Origin of the sequence: Streptomyces murinus, assembly GCF_002154555.1 — a bacterium.
In the GTDB taxonomy this organism is placed as follows: Bacteria; Actinomycetota; Actinomycetes; order Streptomycetales; family Streptomycetaceae; genus Streptomyces; species Streptomyces murinus.
Genome location: NZ_MUNF01001083.1, coordinates 1 through 662, shown reverse-complemented (window position 1 = coordinate 662; position 662 = coordinate 1). Strand labels below are relative to the sequence as shown.

The 662-nt window shown below is 73.7% G+C and carries 1 protein-coding gene; it reads right to left on the bottom strand.

Going from position 1 to position 662, the window contains the following annotated elements:
- Positions 1–69: 69 nt before the first annotated feature.
- On the bottom strand, positions 70–662 hold a 593-nt coding region (locus CCN72_RS37790), incomplete at its 5' end, for an AAA family ATPase (RefSeq protein WP_086812718.1).

The following is a 662-nucleotide window of genomic DNA, read 5'->3' as shown; positions in this document are numbered from 1 at the left end:
CCCCGGCGGGCCCCGCCGTCGGCACCCGGGCCCGCCCGGACTCCGCCCGCCCGCCACCGGCCATGGCGCTCACACCCCCCGCGCGGCCAGCACCGCGGCCAGGTCGAGACCCCTGGCCCGGTCCATGTCCTCCCGGTACTTCAGGACCGAACCCAGCGTGGAGACGGCGAGTTCCGCGTCCACCTCCGTGGCCCCCAGGGCGTCCAGCGCCTCCGCCCAGTCGATGGTCTCCGCGACCCCTGGGGGCTTCACCAGGTCCGCGCCGCGCAACGCCTGGACGAGAGCCGTGACCTGCTCGGCCAGGCGCGCCGACACCTCGGGCAACCGGCGGCGCACGATGGCCAGTTCACGGGCGAAGCCGGGATGGTCGAACCAGTGGTACAGACACCGCCGCTTCAGCGCGTCGTGCACCTCCCGGGTCCGGTTGGAGGTGAGGACGACCACCGGCGGCACCTCGGCCCGCAGCGTGCCCAGTTCCGGGATCGTCACCGCGTACTCGGACAGCAGCTCCAGCAGGAACGCCTCGAACTCGTCGTCGGCGCGGTCGATCTCGTCCACCAGCAGCACCGACGGCTGCCTCTGGAGGGCCTGGAGCAACGGCCGGGCGACGAGGAACCGGCGGTCGTACAGCTCGCTCTCCAGCCGGTCCGCGTCCTTGACGC